Annotated in this window: 27 protein-coding genes; 18 read left to right on the forward strand and 9 right to left on the reverse strand. The window is 28.4% G+C overall.

Translation table 11 applies throughout. The annotated features are described in order from the left end of the window. Window positions 1–71: 71 nt before the first annotated feature. The 3 genes from MSCUN_RS05285 to MSCUN_RS05295 are packed head-to-tail and all read left to right on the forward strand — an operon-like array spanning window position 72 to window position 4874. Window positions 72–2366, forward strand: a complete 2295-nt coding sequence (locus MSCUN_RS05285) for a hypothetical protein (RefSeq protein ID WP_109582999.1) — start codon at window positions 72–74, stop codon at window positions 2364–2366. A gap of 21 nt (window positions 2367–2387) precedes the next feature. Further along, window positions 2388–4193, forward strand: coding sequence for a hypothetical protein (locus MSCUN_RS05290; RefSeq protein WP_095608439.1), 1806 nt, complete (start codon window positions 2388–2390; stop codon window positions 4191–4193). Window positions 4194–4229: 36 nt separating this feature from the next. After that, window positions 4230–4874 carry a phosphoadenosine phosphosulfate reductase domain-containing protein gene (locus MSCUN_RS05295; RefSeq protein WP_170104059.1) on the forward strand — a complete coding sequence of 215 codons (645 nt, stop codon included), beginning with the start codon at window positions 4230–4232 and terminating at the stop codon, window positions 4872–4874. Between the two features lie 31 nt (window positions 4875–4905). Here MSCUN_RS05295 and MSCUN_RS05300 read toward each other — a convergent pair whose 3' ends face one another. The 9 genes from MSCUN_RS05300 to MSCUN_RS05335 all read right to left on the reverse strand — a co-directional run bounded on the left by MSCUN_RS05300 (window position 4906) and on the right by MSCUN_RS05335 (window position 10254). Next, window positions 4906–5541: an IbrB-like domain-containing protein gene (locus MSCUN_RS05300; protein WP_095608437.1), complete on the reverse strand. Its 636-nt coding sequence runs from the start codon at window positions 5539–5541 to the stop codon at window positions 4906–4908. 1 nt (window position 5542) lies between these two features. Continuing rightward, complete coding sequence (locus MSCUN_RS05305) at window positions 5543–6832, reverse strand: DUF3440 domain-containing protein (protein WP_095608436.1); 1290 nt, start codon at window positions 6830–6832, stop codon at window positions 5543–5545. A 2-nt stretch (window positions 6833–6834) separates the two neighbouring features. Beyond that, window positions 6835–7143: a hypothetical protein gene (locus MSCUN_RS05310; RefSeq protein ID WP_095608435.1), complete on the reverse strand. Its 309-nt coding sequence runs from the start codon at window positions 7141–7143 to the stop codon at window positions 6835–6837. 14 nt (window positions 7144–7157) lie between these two features. Then, window positions 7158–7685 carry a hypothetical protein gene (locus MSCUN_RS05315; RefSeq protein WP_095608434.1) on the reverse strand — a complete coding sequence of 176 codons (528 nt, stop codon included), beginning with the start codon at window positions 7683–7685 and terminating at the stop codon, window positions 7158–7160. 100 nt (window positions 7686–7785) lie between these two features. Continuing rightward, a complete protein-coding gene (locus tag MSCUN_RS08310) occupies window positions 7786–8202 on the reverse strand; it encodes a hypothetical protein (protein ID WP_095608433.1) in 417 nt (138 codons plus the stop codon). A 63-nt stretch (window positions 8203–8265) separates the two neighbouring features. After that, a complete protein-coding gene (locus MSCUN_RS05320) occupies window positions 8266–8877 on the reverse strand; it encodes a hypothetical protein (protein ID WP_095608432.1) in 612 nt (203 codons plus the stop codon). A gap of 108 nt (window positions 8878–8985) precedes the next feature. Beyond that, the gene (locus tag MSCUN_RS05325) at window positions 8986–9351 is read right to left on the reverse strand and encodes a hypothetical protein (RefSeq protein WP_095608431.1); all 366 of its coding nucleotides are present in this window, start codon (window positions 9349–9351) and stop codon (window positions 8986–8988) included. Window positions 9352–9469: 118 nt separating this feature from the next. After that, window positions 9470–9868: a hypothetical protein gene (locus tag MSCUN_RS05330; protein WP_095608430.1), complete on the reverse strand. Its 399-nt coding sequence runs from the start codon at window positions 9866–9868 to the stop codon at window positions 9470–9472. Further along, window positions 9865–10254 carry a hypothetical protein gene (locus MSCUN_RS05335; protein ID WP_095608429.1) on the reverse strand — a complete coding sequence of 130 codons (390 nt, stop codon included), beginning with the start codon at window positions 10252–10254 and terminating at the stop codon, window positions 9865–9867. The genes MSCUN_RS05330 and MSCUN_RS05335 overlap by 4 nt, the downstream gene beginning before the upstream one ends. Window positions 10255–10395: 141 nt before the next feature. On the opposite strand from MSCUN_RS05335, the gene MSCUN_RS05340 reads away from it, so the two are divergent. From MSCUN_RS05340 to MSCUN_RS05405, 15 genes are all read left to right on the forward strand, one after another. Further along, window positions 10396–10836 (forward strand): hypothetical protein, encoded by a 441-nt coding sequence (locus MSCUN_RS05340; protein ID WP_095608428.1) that lies wholly within the window; start codon window positions 10396–10398, stop codon window positions 10834–10836. Window positions 10837–11800: 964 nt separating this feature from the next. After that, window positions 11801–12208, forward strand: coding sequence for a hypothetical protein (locus MSCUN_RS05345; RefSeq protein WP_095608427.1), 408 nt, complete (start codon window positions 11801–11803; stop codon window positions 12206–12208). A 26-nt stretch (window positions 12209–12234) separates the two neighbouring features. Continuing rightward, window positions 12235–12639, forward strand: a complete 405-nt coding sequence (locus MSCUN_RS05350; protein WP_095608426.1) for a hypothetical protein — start codon at window positions 12235–12237, stop codon at window positions 12637–12639. A 951-nt stretch (window positions 12640–13590) separates the two neighbouring features. After that, window positions 13591–13737: a hypothetical protein gene (locus MSCUN_RS08315; RefSeq protein ID WP_170104061.1), complete on the forward strand. Its 147-nt coding sequence runs from the start codon at window positions 13591–13593 to the stop codon at window positions 13735–13737. A gap of 95 nt (window positions 13738–13832) precedes the next feature. After that, window positions 13833–14510 carry a coiled-coil domain-containing protein gene (locus MSCUN_RS05355; RefSeq protein WP_095608425.1) on the forward strand — a complete coding sequence of 226 codons (678 nt, stop codon included), beginning with the start codon at window positions 13833–13835 and terminating at the stop codon, window positions 14508–14510. Then, on the forward strand, window positions 14473–14775 hold the full coding sequence (locus MSCUN_RS05360) for a hypothetical protein (protein ID WP_095608424.1): 303 nt from the start codon (window positions 14473–14475) through the stop codon (window positions 14773–14775). The genes MSCUN_RS05355 and MSCUN_RS05360 overlap by 38 nt, the downstream gene beginning before the upstream one ends. After that, window positions 14772–14960 (forward strand): hypothetical protein, encoded by a 189-nt coding sequence (locus MSCUN_RS05365; protein ID WP_095608423.1) that lies wholly within the window; start codon window positions 14772–14774, stop codon window positions 14958–14960. Before MSCUN_RS05360 ends, MSCUN_RS05365 begins: the two co-directional genes overlap by 4 nt. 25 nt (window positions 14961–14985) lie before the next feature. Further along, the gene (locus MSCUN_RS05370; protein WP_143744851.1) at window positions 14986–15639 is read left to right on the forward strand and encodes a hypothetical protein; all 654 of its coding nucleotides are present in this window, start codon (window positions 14986–14988) and stop codon (window positions 15637–15639) included. A gap of 57 nt (window positions 15640–15696) precedes the next feature. Beyond that, complete coding sequence (locus MSCUN_RS05375; RefSeq protein ID WP_095608421.1) at window positions 15697–16425, forward strand: ERF family protein; 729 nt, start codon at window positions 15697–15699, stop codon at window positions 16423–16425. Between the two features lie 2 nt (window positions 16426–16427). Continuing rightward, window positions 16428–16673, forward strand: a complete 246-nt coding sequence (locus MSCUN_RS05380) for a hypothetical protein (RefSeq protein WP_095608420.1) — start codon at window positions 16428–16430, stop codon at window positions 16671–16673. Window positions 16674–16749: 76 nt separating this feature from the next. Continuing rightward, the gene (locus MSCUN_RS05385) at window positions 16750–16980 is read left to right on the forward strand and encodes a hypothetical protein (protein WP_095608419.1); all 231 of its coding nucleotides are present in this window, start codon (window positions 16750–16752) and stop codon (window positions 16978–16980) included. Continuing rightward, window positions 16977–18401: a hypothetical protein gene (locus MSCUN_RS05390; protein WP_095608418.1), complete on the forward strand. Its 1425-nt coding sequence runs from the start codon at window positions 16977–16979 to the stop codon at window positions 18399–18401. The genes MSCUN_RS05385 and MSCUN_RS05390 overlap by 4 nt, the downstream gene beginning before the upstream one ends. A 323-nt stretch (window positions 18402–18724) precedes the next feature. Further along, window positions 18725–19057, forward strand: coding sequence for a hypothetical protein (locus tag MSCUN_RS05395; RefSeq protein WP_095608417.1), 333 nt, complete (start codon window positions 18725–18727; stop codon window positions 19055–19057). A 6-nt stretch (window positions 19058–19063) separates the two neighbouring features. Beyond that, window positions 19064–19708, forward strand: coding sequence for a hypothetical protein (locus tag MSCUN_RS05400; RefSeq protein ID WP_095608416.1), 645 nt, complete (start codon window positions 19064–19066; stop codon window positions 19706–19708). 22 nt (window positions 19709–19730) lie between these two features. Beyond that, a complete protein-coding gene (locus tag MSCUN_RS05405; protein ID WP_095608415.1) occupies window positions 19731–20063 on the forward strand; it encodes a hypothetical protein in 333 nt (110 codons plus the stop codon). Window positions 20064–20068: the final 5 nt, after the last annotated feature.

The following is a 20068-nucleotide window of genomic DNA, read 5'->3' on the forward strand; positions in this document are numbered from 1 at the left end:
AAAAACTACAATGAATTAAATTATTTAGATATATTTAAAATGATTTATTAAATGAAATGGAGGAAGAATAAATGGAATCACTGGAAGATAATAAATATTTTAAGGAATTCTGTGAAAAAAATGGAATTACCAAAGTTTATCAAAAACATAATTACAAAATTGTATTGAGCATGCTTCATGAAACCATGAATATCACAATAGATGATATGGTGCACCAGACAGAAAAAGAAGCAAAACAAACAATAAAATTATTTAAAAACAATCTTAAAACGGAAGATATGGCATTAAATTTACGTAAAAGATCTCTTAATCAAATTAGAGAAATATATAATTCATTTAATGTAATTGATAATTCAAAATATGAAATAAAAGATAATTATTACTTTAAAAAATTTTGTAATGATAGAAATTTAGGGGAGAGATCAAAAAAGAATTACATTGATCATCTCAAAACATACGTTGAAGTTATGGATATTTCATTAGATGAAGCATTAGATTCTCAAAGGACATCTGATGAAATAGAAGAAGAAATACGAAAATACGAAAATATATTATCAGAAGACGGCTATGCAGTGAAAACTATAAACAATAAATTACAACATGTAAAAATAGTATACAGGCACTTTAATAAAATAAAGAATGGACATACTCTTGGTAATGGATTAAATTCAAGGATAAAGAAGAAAATAAAAACAAGCACACCCTCCCCTGCACAAATAAGAGCAAAAAAAGAGGATGAAAAAGAAGAAATTCCACAATTTGATAAAAATGGGCAATTAGATATATATTATGATCCTATTTTTAAAAAAGCATGTCAAGAACTTAATATAAAAACAAAACAAAACAAACTTACTTATAAAGCTGCACTTTCACATTTTCTTAATACAATAGGAATGACTTTTAATGAATTTATCAAAAGTAATCCATCACCCCTATTATTAAAGTCATATTTTAATAAATTCCAGGGATACATGTACTTAGATGGAATGGCTGAAAGTAGTGTACGTATTATGGTTGGAAAAGTCAAAAAATTATGTAAACATTTGTGTTTTGAGTTACCAGAGCCTGAAAAAGAAATTTATCCACTAAATAAAAAAGGTAATCCTAAACTATTAGTTCTTGAAAAAGATCCTTCATATAATGTAGATGATGATCCACTTTTTAAGAAAATGTGTGAGGAGAGGAATCTTTCCCGAAATACAATAAAATGTTATTCTTCTTCGTTAAAAGAGTATTTAGTATTTCATAATATGACATTAAAAGAAATCGTTGATGAAGCAGAAGAAGAAGAAGAACAAGGAATCAGAATGAAAAATAGGAAAATTAAACAAAGATTAATGGATTATAGAACCTTTTTAATAAAACAGAATATGACTCGAACAACTATTAATACATATCTAAGTAAAACTAAAACAGTATATAGTCACTTTGAAATAGAAATCCCTGATTTACCAAGAGTTAAAATGAAAAATGAAAGACAAGTAACATATTTTGATCTTCCTACACGTGATCATATAAGAGAAGCACTTGAATTATGTGATCTAAAAGGAAAGGCACTTATCTTATTTATGTCAAGTAGTGGAACAGCAAGAGCTGAAACATTATCACTTACAGTACGTGATTTTATTAATGGATGTAAGGAATATACTACAAAGACAAATTTAAAAGAAATACTGGAAGAATTACAATACCGTAATGATGTAGTGCCAACAATCCATCTTCGACGTATCAAAACAGATAAGCAATATTATACATTTTGTAGTCCTGAAGCATCATATCATATTATAAGAGAATTATTATTACGTCCAGAAGTAAACTATGATGATGCCTTATTTAATTGGTCTGACGGTGCGATGCTTCACTTTTTCCAGAGTATAAATGATACTAAAAATTGGGGAAGGGTAGGTAAATACAGATTTTTCCGCAGTCATGCACTGAGAAAATTCCATGCAAGTAATATCGGGCTACCTACAGAGTTTGTTGATGCACTTGAAGGACGAAGTAAAAATAAAGTACATGAAACATATATTAAAACAAATCCTGAAAAGCTTAAAGAGAAATATTTAGAATGTATGGGAAATGTTATGATAGGTGCAATACCTCTTTCACCTGAAACAATTAAGCCTGCTCCACGTGCACAAATGGGTAGTGAAAGAAAACCAGCACCATTAACTCAAAGTTATGATCCTACACTTAATTTTAACTTATCATCAAATCAAACAAGTGTAACTAATAATGGTGGTAATCAAGGTGTTTGGACACGTGTTGTTGGACGTACTCCACGTGCTAATATTAAATCTGGTACTGGTAAGGCATGTAGTCTTAATGGTGGAGATAAACGTATTAGTTTCTTTACAACAGGATAAAATGGGGGTACATGATTACTAATGAATGAAGAAGTAGAAGAATTACTAAATAACCCCCTTTTCATCACCTATATAAATAAAAGTAATATAACATCATTTAGAACAATAGAACAATATGCCAAGGGGCTCAACAAGTACTTAAAGTATAAAAATTTAACAATTGATAAATTACCACCACTCACAGTAGATGAACTACAACATGAACTAGACAGGTACGGAGAATACCTGACAGAAGAAAACCCTAAGAAAACCTTTGATAAAATACGAAAAGAATTCACGCCAATAAAACAATACTACCAACTAATACATGGCGTAGTATTTCCTAAAAAAGCTTCTAAAAGAACCCGTGACCCAGACTCATTTAAGTATACTGTGTTTGATGATTTTTGTAAAGGATTAAAGAAACAAACCCGAAGACATTACGGGTTATGTCTTGATGAATACATGAAATGGACTGGTAATACATTAGATGAAATACTAAAAACCACGAAGAACACGGATGAAATATTAGATGAATTAGAAGTATATAAAATGGAGTTAAATAAAACCATTCCTAGTCTTAGGACGTGTTATGATCATGTTGGTTGTGTAAGACGTTTTTATAAACATTTTGGATTAATTAAAAAGAATAATGATGACATTTACCCAAATAGTCATGAACTCGAAAAAATAGAAGAAATACGACAAATACGTGTAGAAAGAAATATAGCACCAAGCACATTTCAAGGATATCTCACAGTACTCATGGATTATTGTAATTTTCATAAGATGACCATACAAGAATTACTACAAGAAGCCCAACATGACGAAGAAACTATACATGTTAAAAAGAATCGTACAATTAAACAAAGACTCCTCAAATACAGATCATACCTGATAAATAACTCGAAACATCATAGTTCAGAAACAATAAAAGGATATATTGCAAAAGTTCAAACTTTTTATAATCATTACGAAATAGAAATACCTAACCTTCCTAATGTGAAACTGCCTTCTGCATATAAATCTACTTATGATGATTTGCCTACGAAGGAACAGTTAAGACAAGCTTGCGACCTTGCAGATCAAGAATTTAAAGCCCTTATTCTTTTCATGAGTAGTAGTGGAACTGCACGGGCTGAAACACTTTCTTTAACTGTTGGTGATTTTATTAAAGGTTGTAAGGATTACACTACTAAAACAGATATACATGAAGCACTCCAAGAATTAAGGTACAGAGATGATGTTGTACCTACATTGTATCTACGCCGGATTAAAACGGATAAATATTATCATACTTTCTGTAGTCCTGAAGCTTCAAAGTGTATCATTGAAGTATTAATTCACCGTCGTAACATTCAACTAGGAGATTCATTATTTAACATTACGCCTGGAGCATCAGAGGTACGTTTTCAGAAGATAAATGATGAAATGAGATGGGGTAAAGTTGGACGTTTCCGTTTTTTCCGAAGTCATGTTATGAGGAAATATTATGCAAGTAATATAGGATTACCACCAAATATTGTTGATGATCTGGAGGGACGTTCTAAAAGCATGGTTCATGAAGCATATATCAAGAGTAACCCAGAGAAGTTAAAGCAAATGTACATAGAACACATGAATAATGTAATGATATACAATGAAGTACCAAAACCATACACGTCCTGTCACGTAGAACAACCAGTAGTGACGAATAAGTCCTCTGCTAATAATGTAACATGTACACCGGGTAATGTGAAGCCTCAGCGTGAAGGAATTCGTGACACGGATCGTATAAAAATAACAATGTTTCATCACCGGGATCATAGAATAATGATGATCCGTGATGAACCATACTACTACAACTAAAAAAAAATAATTAAAATGGAGTTATATAGAATTATTATGAATCGTAGACAAAAACAAGCCTATATTTGGCATAGTAGACATGAAGATTATAAACAAAGAATAAGACAAGCAAGAAGAATAATAAAAAAATGCTACAACAATTATGAAAATCCTTACATAGCATATAGTGGTGGAAAAGATAGTATAGTACTAAGTCATATGGTACTAAGTATGTATCCAGATGCTAATGTATGGCATTGGGATTATGGTGATGATCTTATGCCTCGTAAATATGAAAAAGAAGTACTAGTTAATATTCATGATATGGGTTGTAAGCATCTAATTGTAAATAAAAGAAAAGGAAAAGGAGAAAATACTAGTAGTGGATATAAACAATTTTTTGGAACAATTGCAGAAAATAAAGATAAATATGGCTGGGATATAGGACTTATAGGTATTAGACAACAAGAATCATGTAATCGTCGACAAACATATACTGATTATTTTATGAATGATTGTTGTTATCCATTACTTAAATTAACAGTTGATGATATATGGGCTTATATTATTAAAAATAAGTTAAATTATCCTAGTAGTTATGATTTAATGGGTGATTATGAAGGATGGGATAAGATAAGATTTGTTACATTTAATGACCCTGAATTTGATACACTGGAAAATCATCATGGAATATTCATCTAAAAAAAGTAGTATATTGGGTGGTTAAAGCTTCTTATTCATCATATGTTTTACTAATAAACTCAGTCCATGACTTACTAAATTTATGATTACTGAATGCTTTTTTAAGTCCACTAATCTGTTTTAATCGTAGTACTTCATCCATTTCCATACCAAGACTCTTACAGATACGATCATCACTCCATCCTTCACTAGATAATTCTATTACTATATCACTCATACTACGTATTTGATGAGTTCCTCTTGCTCTGTTATGCCTGATAGTACTACCCATTCTTTCATCTAATGGTTTATCAATCACAGTTAATGGTAAGTATCCATGTAATCGTTCTTTGATATCTTCATGTTCCTTTCCTACACGGTTACGGTGGAAACCATCCACTATTTCATATCCATCTTCTTTTTTATATGCTACTATAGGTTGTGTATATCCATCAACCCGTATTGATTCATATAATAAGTTCATTTCTGGTGTTGCTACTTTGTTTGGATTGTATTCATTAGCTTCTATTTGATCTCCTTGTATCCATTGAACATGACTGATTGGTTCATCAAATGGCATGCACTCTGCAATTTCCTTGTTTATCATGTTTATTTTTTCTACTTTTTCGTCGATGTTATCTATATCATTTAGTTCTTTTTTTAATTGTTTAATAGTGTCTTCTATCATTTTATAAGTTCAACTCCTTAGCAACACGTTTTAAAGGTTTACTATTTGTATTTTCTTCTTTAATTAAATTTCCTTTATACTTTTCTTTCATTTCTAGTAATAATTCTTTGTCTCGTTTTGTTTCACCAAAAGATAATCTACTCATCCAAAAATCATTACGTTCTATTGCTCTTGCTACACGTCTCCAACTTGCTACCTTTTTTTGTGATTCTAATTTTTTATCAGCAGTATCTGGGATATCTTCTATTTTTACTCCATTATGTTCTTCATGCCATGTAAGGAATTTCTGTATTTTTCGTACATAATGATCACGTAACTCAGGTGCATATAATCCTAAACTTTCAAGTAGAAATACGCTGTATTCTTGCCATGTCATGTGTTCGGGTTTTTCACTCTTAATATTTCCTAGTAATGATGTACGGGCGTAGATGTTACCAAAATTAACACCTGCTAATCGTTGTAATGCACGTTCCCATGTTTCAGGTTCAATTACTCTTATCTGGTCTAGTCCTCCTTTTTGGTCATCTCCGAAGAATTGACATAGTCTTTGGCTGTGTATTCCTACACCGTTTTTCCATAGTTTTTCGTATACTTGGTTGTATTGCCAGTCGTATTTTTCTACTACTCCCCAGATGTCACGTGTACTCCAATCATAGATTGGGTAGAAGTTGTATATGTCTACTGGTTTTCCATTGATTTTTAGTTGAGTAGTCCATTGTTTATCCTTGTATGTGTTTTTAGCTGTGGATATAATAGTACGAAAACGGTTAAGGCTTTCATCAGATCGGATAGCTACTCCTTGACAACAACTTCCATTGTGTGTGTTGGTGTACCATTCTCCGAATTTGGGTGTGAATTCTTCGAATTCCATGCCTTCATAGAAGAATGGAAAGGGGTTGTTGTCGGTTGTAATTGCATCTTCTGGTATTTCGCAGATCCATTTGTCTTTCTTGTTTTCATCCCAGCATGTCCATTTTGGTTCAAAAACACTTACTGCATTACGAAGACTAAGGGGTAAGCATACCCAGTAGAAGTCACGAATACATTTCATATTGCTTCGTAGGTATTCTATATGGTCTATAGTATCCTTGTATTGTGCTTCTAGGTGTATGCTGAGTATATCATATTTTACGCCCATTTCTTGTGCTACTTTGTCTGCTAGTTGTACCATTACACTACTATCTTTACCACCACTTAGGCTGAGGCATACGTTGTCAAATTCGTTGAAGATGAATTCTAACCGTTTACGTGCAGCGGTTAGTACATCTTCACCTGTGTATATTTTTGGCATGATTATTCACGCTCTACTTGTATAGTGTATGTTCCTGTGAGGTCTGTGTATTTGTATTCGAATGTGTTGTTTTCATTGTTTATTAGTGTATTGTAAAAGTCTGTGTTGTCTTGGTCTCTGCAGTGTTCAAGTGTTAGGTAGTCTTGTTTGTTGTTGCTTGTCCATCCTAGTAGGGGTGTTCCGTCCCATGCTCCGGTTTCTGGGTGTCTTGCTTCTACATCGTTTATACTTCCATAATTGTTGATGTATACTTTATATTCTAATTCTGCTTCGTTTATGCTTAATTTAAAAGGTATTATTTTTAATTCCATTGTTGTTTCATCTCCTATTGTGTTGTTTGAATGTTGTATTTTTCAGATATGATTTTTGCATGTTCTCTGGTGCATGTCCATCCATCATATTCTTTGTTCCATGTGAAGTAGTCTTTTATTAGTGTCCATAGTTCATATGATGTTCTATTGTTGAATTGGTATATTCCTTGTTCTACTTCTACCAGTTCTAATTCTTCATTTTCGGGTGGTAGGTTTTGGATTTCTGCATATTTGATTGCATCATGGATTTCTAGTAGTATTGGTGTTATTATTTTTGGTAGTGTTTTTCGGTATTCTCTGAATGTTTGTCCTTGTACTTTTGCTGCTATTTCATCGATTTTTGTGTCTGGGAGTATTTTTTGTACTATTTCTTTTCGTTCTCCTGTATTGTATGATTCACAGTTTACGGCGAAGTCATCTACTGCTTTGTTGTAGCGGTTTATTTCTTCTTGTGTTAGTTGTTCTCCTTCGCATTTGTTTTTTATTGCCATGAGTATTTCATGGCATGTGTGGTCTATATTTCGTTGGGTGATTTGTTTCATTTTGTATTTTGTCTCCTTTTTGTTTTTTTGTTTCTATTACTTAATATATTTTTCTTAGTATATAAATGTTTTAGTTTATTTATTATAAAAATAAAATTATTTATAAAGTATACTCTTGTACATATTCTATACATAAATATTCTAAGAAATTATGTAAATTTTCAAGCTCTTCATCATCAAATGAATTTAATTTCTTACTCATTTCCTGTATTGAATGACAGATATTTCGAAGTTCTATATTTTCAAATAAAATTGTTTTATGAAATTGAATTGCTTTTTCCGGAGTTGCTTTTTTCATGATTATTTTCATTTTTTTTATTTTAATACCTATGTTATCTGGTTTCTTATCTATTTCATTGTTTAATGTTGCTAATTGTTTGTTTAAGTTGTTTAATTGTTTTTCATATTGTTGTATGTTTTCTTCTGCATATGTTGTCATATCATTTAATGTGTTTTGTATTGATGGTATGAGGGGTATTTTATTTTCAATATTTTGTATTATTTCCTTTCTATTCATTTCATTTTCTCCATAATATATTTTTTAGTTTAAAAATTATAAAAATAAATGTGTAATTAAAAATTACCACCAATTATCTTCACTTAATCCATAAAATGCTACATAATCTTCACATAAATTAATGAAACGATCATACATATCTTGAATTCCTTGTATACTGTATTCTTCCAGATATTCACATTCTTCTTCTATCATTTCACAAATCTCCATGTCTACTTTTGATTCACTGATACAACTTTCACATATTTGTATATGTTCCTCAACTAATTCAACCTTGTTGGTTATTTCATCATAGTATTCCATATCCATATGTGTTGATTTTTCTAAGTTTTCTTGTATTCTTTTGTATTCTTTTAATTGTGGTTCTAATAGTTGTTGGTTGTTTTTTTGTGATTGTATGAATTCTTTTATTCCATGTTTAATACTTCCGAACCTATATGTTTGTTTTCTGAATGTGTCAATTAGTTCATATTTTTCAGGTTCTAGTTCTCTTCTGCATGTGTCTAGTTTTTGGTCTAGTTGTTCCATGTATTCTAGTGCATCGTTGTATATTGTTATTGTTTTTTCATCTGGGTGTGTGTTTAGTGTTTCTGATATGTTTATTAGTTGAGTGTTTATTTTTCCTATTTTGTTTGTCATATTGTTTATAAATTCAAATTTTTGTTTTGTTTCCATTTTTGTTCATTCCTTTAGTTTTGTATTTATTATTATATTTTTTATAGTATATAAATGTTTTTGTTTAAAAATTATAAAAGTAAATTTGGTAATAAAAATATATTATTACTAAATTTTACAATACGGTACATATAATTCATAGAACCAGTTAAGTTCTCTGATATTATATTTAATTGATTCTATATCCATTAAATCAATAAATTGAACATCATTTACAAATGAATCACATAATTCAGAATCTATTTTAGCTACTCTTATTTTATCTAACAATAGTCTAACATGATTAATTTGAGTTTCAGTAACCGGATATTCAATTGGTGTGTTTTCTATTTCTTTTTTATGATGTTCTATGAATTCTTTAATTCCATTTTGAATTTGTGGCTGGAATTGTGTTTTTTCAATGTAATCTTTTATAAATTGATTTTTTTCAGTGTCTGGATTTATGTTTTGTATTATTTTTTGTTTTGATTCCATTTTTGATATGTCTCCTTTTAGGTTTTATTTTTCTATATAATAATATAGTTTAACTAGTATATAAATGTTTTTGTTTAAAAATTATAAAAGTAAATTTTATTATAAAAAAATTAAAAAATTATTTAACAATAATTTCAACCAAAACATTATCCTTACAAAAAACATCAAATTCAGACAAATACAAAATATATTCACAACAATCATTTTCACTGCCTAAATTAAATAACTTCTTCGGCAATGTAAAAGTATAACCATTAGGAATAGGATATATTTTTCGTTTCATGTAAGGAGTAAGAGTATCAGGTTCACAACAAGTCATATATGTATGTCCATTTCTTTCATAGATATAAGTTACTAAATTATCACTGACCACTTCTAATAATTCTTTAGGAATACTTACTTTATAACTAGTGAATATTTTTGTTTCACCATTTTTGTTTTTTTGTCGGATCTTATTTTCCATTATTTTATATGTATATGTTGCTATAGGTTTTCCATCTTGTATTTGGATATTCATATTGTATTGTCATCTCCTATAATTTTTAATGTTATTTCTCCAAGCCGTCCAGTATTTATATCAACTTTATTCATATTTAATGTATATATAATATGATCTGCATTATCAGGAATTATACTAATTGGTATGTTTATCATATTATTTTGTTTAATTTTTATTGTATGATATTTTTCTAGTGTTGTTGGTGTAACTGGTGATATTCTATATTCTTCATCTTGGATATATATATGTATTGTATTTGTATTCATGTATTCAATTAGGCTTCTTGGTATGTAAGTTTCGTATCCTTTGTATATTTTGTCTTTATATATATTTTGAGTAGGATATATTTGATGTCTGTATATTATATTTGTTCCAGTTGATGTTGTCTTATATGTTATACTCATAATATGTGTGCCTCCATTAATATGTTATACTACATATTATTATATAATACTTTGGATAATAATTATACTAAAATATATATAATGTTCAATCAAGTATATATAATTATAAAATAAATAAAACTTAAAGGAGTCAAAGATAAAATGAACAAGAAACTATATACAGTACTCCTAATATCCATAATAACACTTCTATCAATATCAAGTGCAAGTGCATGGCTATTTGGAGACAATGAAGATGTAAAAACAATAAACTTCACAGGAAATGAAACAATGGTAATGTACGGGACAGATACGCCTGCAGGAGAAAATAATGAATATCCTTTATCCATAACTAAAGATAAAGAAAGTTATTATATGAATATGTATGAATTTGAAGATCTTATAACAATCAGTTCAAATGTTAAAAAAGAGTATAATTTATGGCTTCATGATAAAAAAGGCGTCAATGAATTTGATTTTGAAGGACAACCTTTCGTAGCAGAGTATAAGACTAACCAAACTGTTGGTGCTAATAATAATGCTAATGTAATTACTAAGATTATGTATCCAAATGGTACAGAGATTAAATATGAATCTAAATAAATAAATTTTCTATTTTTTTTAATATATTTTTTGACTTTATCAATTTTTTACATTATTTATTGTTTGTTGTTATACGAATTATGTATTACGTATTACGCTGCTGTTATTTTTTTGTAATACGTTATACATTTTTGAAATCTTCCAAATGTATCTACTGCATATCATAAACATATAATAATAGTTCTATAAAATACGAAATATGTAATACGTATTACAAACCAAATAATTTTTTGTAAAACGTTAAACATTTTATAATTTCTCCGAAGATGTACAGCAGAAACACATTTAATATTATTTATATTTCATGTAATATTTCATTATTAAAAAATAGTTATTTCATCAGTGCGGGCTTGTTTTGTTTGTTTGACATATTATTCGCTGTTTTAAAACACATATATAAATTATAGTTAAGTATAAATAATAGGTAAAAGATAATATGTATCATATAATTTAATGTAATATAAAATATAGATAATATAATTTAATTCCTGTGCCAAACTCCTAGATACTTTCGTGGAAAATATATTTTGTATAACGTTTTACATTTTTCATGTTACTTCGTAATACGTAATACATGGTTCGTATAAGTTTGAACCATGGCTTATTGTCTGATACATTCGTATAAAATAACTTTTGTATAACGTTTAACAAAAAAAATTTAAGATCGTAATACGTAATACATGGTTCGTATAAGTTTGAACCATGGCTTATTGTCTGATACATTCGTATAAAATAACTTTTGTATAACGTTTAACAAAAAAAATTTAAGATCGTAATACGTAATACATAGTTTACATAAATACGAACAATATAATATTTATCCAATAACAATATATCCATTTACAACAAAAATAGAAAATGTTAAACGTTAAACAAAAACAAAATTACCCCGTAATACGTAATACACACATTTAAATACTAAACCCAATAAAATAAATAAAATAAAGGGAGATGAAAAAACAAAATGATAACATACACACGCAAAGAAGACCATTTAACACTAGAAATACACCAAAAACTACTGCTAAAAACAGAATCATACAAAACAAAACACGATGGAACAAAAAAATACACACATTATGATACAATACTACCACACGTATTAACAGAATATTTACAACCAGAAGAAAATATATTATATTTTTACATTAAAAATAACAGGATATACCTTACAAGTCATTCACCTGGTGGAATATATGAATCATTTCCTACAACATTAACTAAAATCAGTAATACATCCAGTAAATTAAATGTACCTATTAATATTACTAAATTATTCCCTGGATGTAATAATATAACATTCATATTAAATCCAGATAATACAGATTTCTTTACAGGGAAAAAGGGAGAAATTAGTGTAACTATTGATTAATTTAAATTGGGAGGACTTTTATTTTTATGGATAAAATAATAACTACAGATGATGGTATGATTACATGTACTTATTCTAAAATTTATTCATCAAAAACAATTAAACAAAATAGTTCTGGTGAGAATATTCATTATGTAAATTATCGTACAAATTTACCAGAAAGTATTGTTAAGTTATTTGATAATGATATTGTTTTATATTGGTATCTGCATGATAATAATATTTATTTAACTAATGTTTGTCCAGATGATGATATTATTTATGCACGTCGTCGTGTTATAAATAAGCGTGGAGGTTTTTTGATTGCATTGCCTAAATCAATATTCCCGTGTCTTGATAATGTTTCTTATCTTGAATTTATTGTATTTTTGGAGAAGTGTGATTTTGTATCTGGTGATGTTGGTTTAATTGAATGTTGTGTTAAAGTTTAGTTGATTTTTTTAGATATTCTTCTTTTTGACACTACTTTTAACCAAAACATTTATATAGTATGGATATTATAATATAATATAGAAATTACAAAAAGCATATGAAAAAAATATATAAAGTATGTAAAAGAAAATATTAATTAGAAGGTATTACTTACCCACTAATCACTATTCTTTGTAAAAAATATCAAAAAATAGCAATAAGGGGAATTACTTTCCATCTAATTAGCTATTAAAAAAAATAAAAAGTCAATGGAAAACATTTAAAATTAATAAAAAAAAGAGCATATTAATACTTTATTAAAAATAATAGATAAAAAGAATGATATTTTGATATTATTTAACTTAATCAAAAAATCATTAATTATAATTTGAAGAAAAACATAAAACATCATCAAGTCGATTTATCAGGACTTAGGAAATTTTGATAATTCAACTATTTATTTATTTTTCCTCAAATTATCATATACCTTACAAGAAGTATATTTTTTATATTTATAACAAAAATATAGTTTCAATAAGTCATTAATGATTATCAATGATGTAGGAAATACAAATAAATTGTAGCCATACACCTCATGTACTATTTTTGTTATATATTATGTATATATTTTTTTGTATAATGTACAGTCAAGAAACTTTAAAGTAAAATGAGAAGTAGGAATATAAGAATCCACTATCCATATTTACAAAAAAAAATAAATGACTGACAATTATATTTAAGAACAAAAAAAATAACTCCTTGTATACCATAAAATAAATGCTTTTGAAAAGTATTTAATATTTTAATATCAAAATAACTCTATTTTTTATCATTTTTTTTTATAAATTATAGTATCTAAAAAATAAATTATCACTCTTTTTTTTACTATAAATGAATAATTCTATTACTTTTTTTCAAATGCACACTTGTAATTTCATAAATACATTTCAAAAAAATGGAGCAAGTGAAAAATGCAGAATAAACCACGATTAAATAAAGTACAAAATGAATATGAATTCAGCCCTGTAGAACCACACATAGAAGAATCAACAATGATAGCATATGCTATAACATTCATTCTAGTATTCATAGGAAGTCTGGTAGGATACATTTTATAAAGCTATACGAATATGTGGCAATGTTTCTAGGAGCAATATTCATAGGATATCTCCTAAAACATATCATGATTTTACTTTAAGGAGCGTATAATATTATGGCAAAAAAAGGAGTAACAGGACGACTAAGTGAAGAAGACAAAAAGAAACTGTATGATTATGGATACAATGTAGGAAGTGGACTAGAAAAATTATTAGAAATACTAGATAACATAGAAGAAAACCAAATCCACATCAATCCACGTGGAATGGAGAAAAAATTACAAAAACGGATTAAAAACAAACAAAATCAACTAAAAAAAATAGAAAAACTCTACAATAAAACACTAAAACGACTTGAAAAAACAACTGAGTTAGTCCAGATGAGAAAACAACAAATCAATAACCTTGACACACAACTTGAAGCAATAAAAGTATCTGCAGAAGAAGTACAAATTGCAAAAGATACACGATTCAATGAAGCAGTAGAACGTGTAAAACAACCTCTTCGTGCAAAATATGAAGCAAGTCAAAAAGGATTTGTTCGTAAAGCACATGAATGTGTATTAACTGATGTATCTAAGAATTACAATGTTAATCCTTGTGAAATAATGAAAGCCATCCCCGAAAAATACTGGGAAGCACTTGAAAATTATGATAAATACGTCCAGAAAGAAAAAGTTACGCCTAAGAAGTACCATCAAGACATACAAGATTTATTAAATGCAAAAATAGTTCAAAATAATGGAGATGTGAAAATTGAAAACAAATTTGAAAAAAGAATCATTCGGAGCTAGAATAACAAGTGATACAAAAAATATCATTAACAAAAGTGGATTAACATCAACTCAAGCAGTTGGAATCATTGAATCTGACCTTAATGGAGGATGTACACGTTCCACAGAATTTCTTCAAAATCAACGTAGAGTTCTAATTGAAGATTTAATAGAAATTGAAAAAATACGTGATGATCTACGAGAACATTGTGCAGAACTTAAAAATATGATGGATTTACTACGTGAAGAAATTAATGAAGATGAAAAGGAGTTAGGATTACAATGAATAATTTAATGGATATTAAAATAACCTTAAATAATGGGAATAAGATTCATGGCAAATTTAACATGAACAATAAAGCTATCCAATATTGTAAAGACGATGAATATCATTGTATACACATTGATAATAAGCCTGATTATATTAAGATTATTGAAATAATTGGATTTGGTGATATATATGTTGTATAAAGAAAGTATGATCCAGTGCCCTTGCATGGATTTACAAGAAATGATGGATACTGAAGTAAAAATTGATGAAGTTGACCGTACAAACAATATTTGCATAATTAACACTCATAGAAACGTGGGAGTAATTGCTTATACAATACTAACAGCTTATATGAATCAAAAAGACAATGTTACCTATGTTAATTCCAATACTCTCATAATACATGGAATACCATTAAATACACTGAAAGAACAACTACGACATTTATCCAATGAAGTAGTAGCAGAACTCTTCCAACAATTATACTACAACGAACCATTAATTGCACGTGACTTTAAAACACATCTTTCAAGGTACAATATGGAACATGATGAAAATGATGATACATATCATATTCACACATATGATACTGGTGATGCTCTGCTAATGGCATTAATACTAAGATACAAAGGATTTACTGATGTAAATTATACACGTGGACATATCTACCAGGATTTCACGTATAATCCTGAAACTATAGACATTAAAAAAGAATTATGTAGTATTACAATTGATGAAGTACGATGTGCTTTTGGTAAACTTTGTGAAAAAAGTAGACGTATAAGTAAATACTTTGCATGTATGAATAATTTATGTTATCATGATAAATTATGTCTTTATGATGATCAATTCTGGGATGAGCCCTTAAAAGAATACTAACCCCCATATTTTTTATTTAATAAATTTTTTTTATAACTAATATAGGAATGAAATAAAATGACACTTGATAATTGTATAATAGAAGGAAAAAAAGCAGAAATACAACTCTTCCAAAAAGTAAAACAAGCACGTACCATGTATCTTGAAAGTGGAGTACAAAAAAGTGGATTTAACCGCTTTCACAAATTCAAGTACTACACACTTGATGATATAGTGCCTGTAGCAGATGGTATCTGTAATGAACTTGGATTACTAACACTTACAGATGTTACAAATAATACTGCTACAATGCAAGTAGTAGATATTGAAACAGGACGTAGTATAGACTTTAAATTCAGTATTCAACTTACTGATGATTGTCCTGATAATATTAATCAACAAATACAAAATCTAGGAAAAACAATCACTTATGCACGACGATACCTTTACATGTTATTCCTTGATATTGTAGAACCTGATGCTGTAGACTGTGCAAAACAAACAAAAACAAGTAAAACAACAACACCTAAGAATACTAAACCAGTTCAAGAAGTACAAAAAACTAAACCTGATGATATACCAAAACTATCTAAACAAGAAATCTACGACCAAATTTCACCAGAACTAGAACGAAAAGTATCAATACAAATGAATAATGAACTTCAAAACAAGAAATTAAATCCATCAGAGCCAAAAAATCGTAGATTAATACTTGATATGTGGAAAGAAGAAGGATTACTTGAAAGTCGTGAATATCCTGCATATGAAATAATGTTAGGACTTACACCTATTGTTGGTGGATCATAAAAATGAAGTGTGAAGTACATGAACTCTACAAAAACAAACATGTAGAGTTCTCTCCTAATCCTTACATTAAAGTTAAGCATAAAATTCGAATTGAATCTGAGAAGTATATTTTAAGTAAGCTTGATCGTAATGGTGATGAACGTATATACTTAATTACTGATTCACTTGAAAATATTCATAATGCAATAGATGAGCTTGAAAATATTAATTGGAATTATTTCATGTGGCAGATAAAAAAACAATCCTAATCTATCCCCTTTTTTTATTATTTATAACAAATTTCTTTTCAAAAATAAAAAAATTATTAAAGGAGTTATATTAATTGTGAAAATTCATGATACAATACACACACTTCAAAACACACGAGGAATACTAAAAAAAGAAGTAGAAAATACACATTACATCTACTCATGCAACGGATACTATCATATAAGTAAGTCATTAAATGGACGACCAGTATATTATGGCTGCTACAAAAACTTACAAACAGCCCAACATGAACGTGATAAACTTATACGTTCAGGGTGGAAAAAGGAGGATTCAACAAAGTCATGATAATTAGTGAAACTCAAGAACAACCTATCGGACAATATATTAAAAAACGTGGAATATTATACTACATAGAACGAACAGGAAAGGGTGGCTCAATTGAAAGTTATGGACGTTATCCTTCATTAATACAAGCACAACAAAAAGTAAAAGAACTAGAAAATACAATCTGGAAATCTACAAAAAAATACAAGCCAGCACAGAAACAAAACAATACTAAAGTTGAATATAAAGAAATATTCCATGAACCAATAAAAGGAGTACAATCAGAACTACCATTTATACAACAAACTTGTGAAGGTTACTTATTATGTGTACAACTTAACCCAACATTTATTTATGGAGATCATTTTGAATCATATGAAGAAGCAGAAGAATTTAAGAAAATACTAGGAAACTATGAATGGCATGAAACAAAAGATGTAACAAGTCCACACCCCTTACAAGGAATCCAAATACTAGAAGATGGTTACTGTATAATAGAAGAACCTGATAAGAAATTTAGTAAACTTGCTGATGCACAACATTATGTAGGTATAACTCCCATTAATGAGAAAATACAACAAAACAAAAAGAAATTACAAACCTGTCCAATATGTCATAAAGAATTTGATAAAAAAGGAAATAGGAAATATTGTAGTGAATGTAAATCAAAATATTCTTACCCTAAAAATAAAAAAAGAGAACCTATAAAATGTAAAAATTGTGGAAAAGAATTTATTAAAACCGGAAGTAACCAAAAATACTGTAGCACTAAATGTAAACAAAGATATTATTACCATAATCCTTCCATACATGCTAAGAAATATAAAAAAACAAAGAATAACCAGAATACAACCATACAACCTAAGAAATGTAAAACTTGTGGAGAAGAATTTATTCCTACAGATCTCAGACAAAAATATTGTTCAATAAACTGTAATCCTAATATAAGAAATATATCAAAAAAATGTGTACGTTGTGGTGAAGAATTTACCCCTCGACCATGGCAAAAAACGTGTGACAAATGCAAAAATATACAAAAAATAAAACATAAAAAAACATGCAAACATTGTGGAAAAGAATTCACAGCCAGAGCCAATAATCAAATATTCTGTTCTAAAAAGTGTGGAACAGAACACAACCATAAAACTCCTAAAACTAAAAAATGTGTAACATGTGGACGTGAATTTAAATCATCATATCAAAAAAGTAAGTATTGTAGTCCTGACTGTAATCCTAAAGCAAGAAATAAGACCAATACGTGTATAAGATGTGGAGAAGTATTTGATGTTGAATTTAAATGGCAGAGAAAATGTAAAACATGCAGAGAAAAAGAAAAACTCTCAAATAAAACAGTAAATAAAAGTAAACAATCACCTGGTGATATTCAATGTATGGATGAACAAACAAAACCTTATATAAAGAAATGGGAACAAAATACCTGATAATACATGATGAAATGTATATGGGCTGCTATACTAGTGAGTATGATGCAGTAACCAGATGTCATGAACTAATAAATAATAATTGGAAAATAACATCATAATAAAAAATATCCTAAATACATTTACATTGCAGATCATATTAATCAAAAATATGTTATCCAAAAAAAGATTAATGGTAAATCCATTCATTTTGGTACATTTAATACGCTAGAAGAAGCTATTCATGAACGAGACTTATTAATAAAATATAATTGGAACTATGATTTATTAACAAATTGTGAATATACTATCTAAAAAACAATTATTGGGAGGAAAACTCTATAATGATTAAAGTAGAAAAACATTTTGATGGAAAATATGAATTAACAAATACAATTGATGGAATCACATACTATTTTGGTCAATTTAATAATATGGATCAAGTAAACTTCGAAATAGACTACCGTAATAAAACAGGTTGGAAAATTAATCCACCTGAACGACTTAAATGGAATCATCTACCACGCTACATATATTATCATAAAAATAAAAAGAAATTACGAGTAGATAAATGGGAAACTCATAGAACCAGGCATTATGGAGCATATAATACACTTGATGAAGCATTAGCCAAAAGAAATAAATTATTAACAGAATTACTAGAAAATAAAAGATGATTTATAATGGAAACTGACACATTTAGCAAAATGCTCTGCAATGCAACAAACACCACACCAGAACAAGGTGATAAGAATGGTACATGTTGCATATGTGGACAAACTACAAGAAAAGGATTTAAAAAGAAATTCAGTGGAAATTTTACAGGGGCAGACTTCTTACTTAGTGGAGAAGTATTATGTCCTGAATGTCATTACATGGTAGGACAAAGTAATAATTTACGCCGTACCATGTTTTTACTAACACATGATGAATTTAAAAAATTTAAGAAAAAAGATCTTAAAAAAATACTATTCAACCTACCTACAGATAAGGATTATTACCTATATCTTACCAAAACATGGCAAAAAGTAGGATACTTACTAATGAATAATGCACGAAACATCAAAGGTTGTAAAAATATCACCACTTACATGGATTATGATAAAATACATTTTACAATACCAGCACTAAATGAATATTATAAAATAGCACAACAACTCAGAAAATTAAAAATAAGTAAAAAAGTACTTGAAAATGGAGGATATTCTTTATATGATTATAAAATAATACATGAAGCATACCCTGATTGTACACGTAGCATTATACGACAACTATCCCAACTTAGAGGCAATCCTATATGGGAATTAGCAGTATACATGACAGATTAAAAAAAATGGAGATATGAAAACAATGGATAATGAAACAATAATACAAGTAGAAGAAAAACTAGCTACAATACTAGCACAAATATATACTCACATACCATGGAGTAATATAAAAGTAAACAATGCACATAAATTCTTCCTTGATAGAATACGTGCAAGTAGCAATACTCAAACATTTAAACAATACATAGATGTACTTTGTATAAAATGTAACATTGAAATGATAAAACTAAACATTGAAGATATTAATTACTTAAATGAAAACAATCCACTAACAATGAAACTACTACGAACTGAAACATTATACATGTGCAACTATGCACTTGAAATAGTACAAAACAACAAAAAAGGAGAGTAAACTAT

Origin of the sequence: Methanosphaera cuniculi (assembly GCF_003149675.1) — an archaeon.
GTDB classification, from domain to species: domain Archaea; phylum Methanobacteriota; class Methanobacteria; order Methanobacteriales; family Methanobacteriaceae; genus Methanosphaera; species Methanosphaera cuniculi.